Annotated in this window: 4 protein-coding genes and 1 pseudogene; 3 read left to right on the top strand and 2 right to left on the bottom strand. The window is 60.7% G+C overall.

Going from position 1 to position 4,786, the window contains the following annotated elements; translation table 11 throughout:
- A pseudogene (locus EN939_RS21305) lies at positions 1–803 on the bottom strand (kinesin); the annotation flags it as partial.
- Positions 804–1,075: 272 nt separating this feature from the next.
- Between EN939_RS21305 and EN939_RS21300 the strand changes: the two are divergent.
- The 3 genes from EN939_RS21300 to EN939_RS21290 all read left to right on the top strand — a co-directional run bounded on the left by EN939_RS21300 (position 1,076) and on the right by EN939_RS21290 (position 3,100).
- Positions 1,076–1,444 (top strand): Hpt domain-containing protein, encoded by a 369-nt coding sequence (locus EN939_RS21300; protein WP_127269546.1) that lies wholly within the window; start codon positions 1,076–1,078, stop codon positions 1,442–1,444.
- A 111-nt stretch (positions 1,445–1,555) separates the two neighbouring features.
- Positions 1,556–1,876, top strand: coding sequence for a 2Fe-2S iron-sulfur cluster-binding protein (locus EN939_RS21295; protein WP_056582251.1), 321 nt, complete (start codon positions 1,556–1,558; stop codon positions 1,874–1,876).
- Positions 1,877–2,071: 195 nt separating this feature from the next.
- The gene (locus EN939_RS21290) at positions 2,072–3,100 is read left to right on the top strand and encodes an NAD(P)/FAD-dependent oxidoreductase (RefSeq protein WP_127269545.1); all 1,029 of its coding nucleotides are present in this window, start codon (positions 2,072–2,074) and stop codon (positions 3,098–3,100) included.
- A gap of 3 nt (positions 3,101–3,103) precedes the next feature.
- Here EN939_RS21290 and EN939_RS21285 read toward each other — a convergent pair whose 3' ends face one another.
- Positions 3,104–4,585 (bottom strand): MDR family MFS transporter, encoded by a 1,482-nt coding sequence (locus EN939_RS21285; RefSeq protein WP_127269544.1) that lies wholly within the window; start codon positions 4,583–4,585, stop codon positions 3,104–3,106.
- Positions 4,586–4,786: the final 201 nt, after the last annotated feature.

Genomic DNA, 4,786 nt, shown 5'->3' with positions numbered 1-4,786 from the left:
GAATAGGAGCGTTCGATCTGGTTGACTTCGCTGTGGACCAGCGTTTCCAGCTCGACCGCGCGGGCAAGCGTGCGTTCGATGCCTTCGCCCATGGCCGCGACCTCGCGACGAACGGCCTGGCCGATCATCATGACGCGATCCTGGGCAAGGTTTTCCGGCTCGGTCAGGCGGAAGGCCACTTCGGTCATCGACTGTGCGGCGATGCGCATTTCCTGGGCGCGGCGAATCATGGCGGCGAAGGCCCAGAACAGGATGACGGGCACGATGGCCGCGACCGCAAGGCCGATCAGCTCCGGACGGGCAAGGAACTGGTCGAGCGTACGGATTCTCCAGATGCTCGGTCCGAAAAGCAGATTGGCCAAACCGCCGGCGCCAGCGAACCAGGCGAGCGAAACGAAGGCAACGACCCAGTAAATGGTGTTCGAGGCACGCCTGTTGAGGCTGTGCAGGAGCGTCTTATAGTCCTTCTGGCGATCGTCATTGGCCGGTGCGAAACCAGCGGGCTGGGCGCCATTGCGCGGTTCCACGGGGCGCAATTCGGCAGGCTTTGCCTTGGGCGCGGGTTTCGCGGCGTGGTTCTGATTGACTACGGGCTCCGGGTTTTGTTCCGGCTTATGATTGCGTCCCTCGCGCGCCAACTCGTCGGCCGCCTGGGATATCTGAGCTTCCAGATCCTCCATAGAAGCCGCGATGTCGAGGTCGCCGTTGCCGATCTCGTTGCTGAGGTCGAGATCGAGCGCCTTTTCCAGTTCCCTGGCCACGTCGCTGTCGAGAGTTCTCGTCGTCGTTGGTTTCTTTGCCATGCCTTCGCTACCCTGTACTAGCTGCCGCGGGCTTATAATTCTGTTTGTCTTGCCCCGCGCAGGAGGCTGAAAATGGACCCCTCGTATCGTAATGACACAGGGGGGTAAAGAAAACATGCATTCCGCGGGATACGTAAAACTTTAAATATAAGGTTAACGGAACTGTGATTTGGGCGCCGCTTTGGCAACATTTTTCCCGGCCATTCATTAACCCGTTGTCCATTGGATTCGCCTAGGTTTTTGGGCGAATCGAAGAAACGGAGTTCGAGTTCATGCGTGGCGAAAGCGGCATTGCCTTCTCAATGCCCGGGGGCGACGTATCCGGACCAAGGCGGTCACGGCCGGTCGATTTGGCACACCTTGCCCGCCAGACGATGGGTGACCGCAGCCTTGAGCAAGAGGTGCTGGCGCTGTTTGTACAGCAGGCGCTGTCCGTGCGCGACAGAATAGTCGACGCCGACATCAAGGACCGGCTTCTGCTCGCCCATGGATTGAAGGGTTCGGCACGGGGCGTCGGCGCCTTTGCCATCGCCGATTGCGCCACCGAGATCGAGCATCGGCCGGAAGACGGCCAGACGCTCAAACGGCTTGGCATGCTGATCGACGAAGTGCGCGATTTCATCGCCGCCATCAACCGCTGAATCCGCGCTGAACCCGATTTGCGGAAAAACGTCATCGGGCGGCGCTTTCATGCGGCAGTTGACTTGTCAGCCGGAGTGATTATCTCGGCTGGAACTCCCTTCAGGTGACAAATGACCAAGCTGACTTTCATTGCCCATGACGGCACGCATTTCGACATGGACGCCGAGAACGGCTCTACGGTCATGGAGAACGCGATCCGCAACGCCGTGCCCGGGATCGAAGCCGAATGCGGCGGTGCCTGCGCCTGTGCCACCTGTCACGTCTATGTCGACGAAGCCTGGACGGCTGAAGTCGGCGAGCCGGAAGCGATGGAAGAGGACATGCTGGACTTCGCTTACGACGTCCAGCCGAACTCACGGCTGTCGTGCCAGATCAAGGTGCGAGACGCGCTCGACGGTCTCATTGTGCGGGTGCCTGCCCGTCAGGGATAAGCGCAGTATCTTTGCCAACTGATTTTTCCCGCTGCGGCTTGGCAGCGGAGCGATGGTCATGCAGTGTCCTGCTGTTTCACTACAGCGCCGCGCGTCCTCTTGGACGCGCAAAGGACGCTGTAGCACTTTTATTTGCGCATGATCCTTTCCGAAAATCGATCCGATTTTCGGGGTCATGCGCAGCGAGGCACAGGCATGACCGACATTATCAGGACAGACGTGCTTATTGTCGGGGCAGGACCGGTTGGCCTGTTTGCCGTGTTCGAGCTCGGCCTGTTCGACATGAAATGCCACCTGATCGACATTCTCGATCGGCCGGGCGGCCAGTGCGCGGAGCTCTATCCGGAAAAGCCGATCTACGACATTCCAGGCTGGCCTTCGATCTCGGCGCAGGGGCTGGTCGACAAATTGCTCGAGCAGATCGCGCCGTTCAAGCCTGATTTCAGCTACAACCGAATGGTTTCCAGCCTGGAAAAACTGGAGGACGGCAGTTTTCGCGTCACCACCGACGAAAACGAGGTGTTCGAGGCCAAGGTGGTGGTGATTGCCGCCGGCGGCGGCTCCTTCCAGCCCAAGCGTCCGCCGATCCCCGGCATAGAGCCCTATGAAGGCAAGAGCGTCTTCTATTCGGTGCGCCGGATGGAGGATTTTCGCGGCCATGACCTCGTTATCGTCGGTGGCGGCGACTCGGCACTCGACTGGACGCTGAACCTGCAGCCGGTGGCAAAGAGCGTGACGCTGGTGCACCGGCGGCCCGAGTTCCGTGCCGCCCCCGACAGCGTCAACAAGATGTATGCCATGCAGGAGATGAGGCAGCTGGAGTTCCAGGTCGGGCAGGTGACCGGATTGACCGGTGCCGACGGCCAACTGTCATCGGCCACCATCAAGGGACCTGACGGCGATGTCGAGGTGCCTTGCACGCGCATGCTGCCGTTCTTCGGCCTGACCATGAAGCTCGGACCGATCGCGGAGTGGGGTCTCAACCTTCACGAGAACCTTATTCCGGTCGATACCGAGAAGTTCCAGACATCGGTGCCCGGTATCTTCGCGGTCGGCGACATCAACTGGTATCCGGGCAAGCTGAAGCTGATCCTGTCTGGCTTCCACGAAGTGGCGCTGATGGCGCAGGCCGCCAAGCGCATCATCAGCCCCGGCGAGCGCATCGTTTTCCAGTACACGACCTCATCGACCAGCCTGCAGAAGAAGCTCGGCGTCTCCGGCTGAAGCTTACTCGGCGAGGATGGGCGCCGCATTGTCGGCGTAACCGCGAAGCTCCTTTTCGGGCATCAGCGTCAGCGTGATCAGCCCCAGCAGCAATGTAACGGCGGCGACGGCAAAGATCATCACGAACGGCTCGACCGTCGCGCTATGGCCCACGATCCGCACGCCTTCACCGGCAAGTGGCAAGCCGTAGCCCAGAGCGACCGCGCCGAGCATCGCGACACCAAGCGCACTGCCAAGCGAACGCAGGAATGTCAGCACGCCCGTCGCGACGCCGAGATGCACGCGATCGACGGCGTTCTGGACCGACACGGTGGTGACCGGAAACGTCGTTCCGGTTCCAAACCCGATGCAGATCGTCAAGACCTCTACCTCCAGCAGCGTTGCATATCCTGCGACGACGGCCAGCAGGCAGAGGCACAGCATGCTGAAGACGACGCCCACCATCGCGATGCGCTTGTAGTGGGTAAAATGCGGTATCATACGCCCGCTGAATGCCGCGCCGCCGACGGTCCCCAGCAGAAGCCCGAGCATCGCGATGCCCGACTCTGCGGCCGACAGGCCGAGCACCGCCTGAAGATAGACGGGCAGGTACACAGCCATGCCGACGCTTGCGGCCTGAAGCAGGAACATCGAAAGCGTGCCCGCCAGGACGATTGGATTGCCAAGCACTTCGAGTGAGATGAGCGGCTCGGCGGCTCGCATAAGCCGCAAGGCAAAAGCGCCCCAGAAAATCGCCGAACCGCAGAGAACGCCGATGACTTCAAGCGAAATCCAGGGATAGGCGCTGCCGCCCCAGTTCAATGCGAGCAGCAGCAGCGCCGTGGCAATGATCAGAAGCAACGCGCCCAGGCCGTCGATGCGATGGCGCTTTGCGGCAACGGGCAGTTTCTTGAGCGGCTTGTTGATGATCGCCATCGCAAGAACACCAAGCGGAATGTTGATCCAGAAGATCAGTGACCAGTGCAGGTGCTCTGCGAAAGTGCCGCCGAGCAACGGACCGGCAACGCTGGCGACAGCCCATGTGCCGGAGAACCAGGCGGCATAGCGTGCCCGCTCGCGCGGCGGAACGAGATCGCCGACCACGGTCTGCGTCAACGCGAACAAGCCGCCGCCGCCGGCGCCCTGGATCGCCCGCCCGACAACCAGCACAAACATGTTGGGAGCCATCGCACTGACCAGCGATCCCGCCAAAAAGATCAGGATCGCGGCATAGACGGTCGGCCGGCGTCCGTAGACATCGGAAATCTTGCCGTAGAGCGGGGCCACGGCGGTAGCGGTCAGAAGATAACCGGTGACGATCCATGGCAGATAGTGTGCGTTTCCGAGCGCATGCCCGATGGTCGGCATGGCTGGCGCAACAATGGTCTGGTCGAGTGCCGCCAACAGCATCGACAACAGCACGCCGCCGATAATGGCGTTCTTTTCGCTCTCTGTTATCGGCGTGCCGGTTTCCGCCATCGTTTTGTTATCGACAGCCTGGTCCATGATCGTTCATCCATAAGCTTGCGATTTGACCGGCCCTGTTCAGCCGTTCCGGTTTCTTGACCGTTTGGATCGCATTGGTGTTTTAAGCTCGCGTCTGGCGAGCCTGACATATGTCGTCCCATATAGGCCGGTTTCGACAGGGGCTCGAAAGTTTTTCGAATCTGGCACTACCTCCAGCGAATTTGGCTTTCAGTTCGGGTG

This window comes from Mesorhizobium sp. M7A.F.Ca.CA.002.05.1.1 (assembly GCF_003998335.1).
Lineage (GTDB): Bacteria > Pseudomonadota > Alphaproteobacteria > Rhizobiales > Rhizobiaceae > Mesorhizobium.
The sequence above is the reverse complement of the archived record's forward strand: the minus strand, read 5'-3'. Positions and strand labels throughout refer to the sequence as shown.

Bases quoted from the DNA above. Each gene is read 5' to 3' on its own strand.
- EN939_RS21300 (WP_127269546.1), top strand. From the start codon at position 1,076: ATGCGTGGCGAAAGCGGCATTGCCTTCTCAATGCCCGGGGGCGACGTA.
- EN939_RS21295 (WP_056582251.1), top strand. From the start codon at position 1,556: ATGACCAAGCTGACTTTCATTGCCCATGACGGCACGCATTTCGACATG.
- EN939_RS21290 (WP_127269545.1), top strand. From the start codon at position 2,072: ATGACCGACATTATCAGGACAGACGTGCTTATTGTCGGGGCAGGACCG.
- EN939_RS21285 (WP_127269544.1), bottom strand. From the start codon at position 4,585: ATGGACCAGGCTGTCGATAACAAAACGATGGCGGAAACCGGCACGCCG.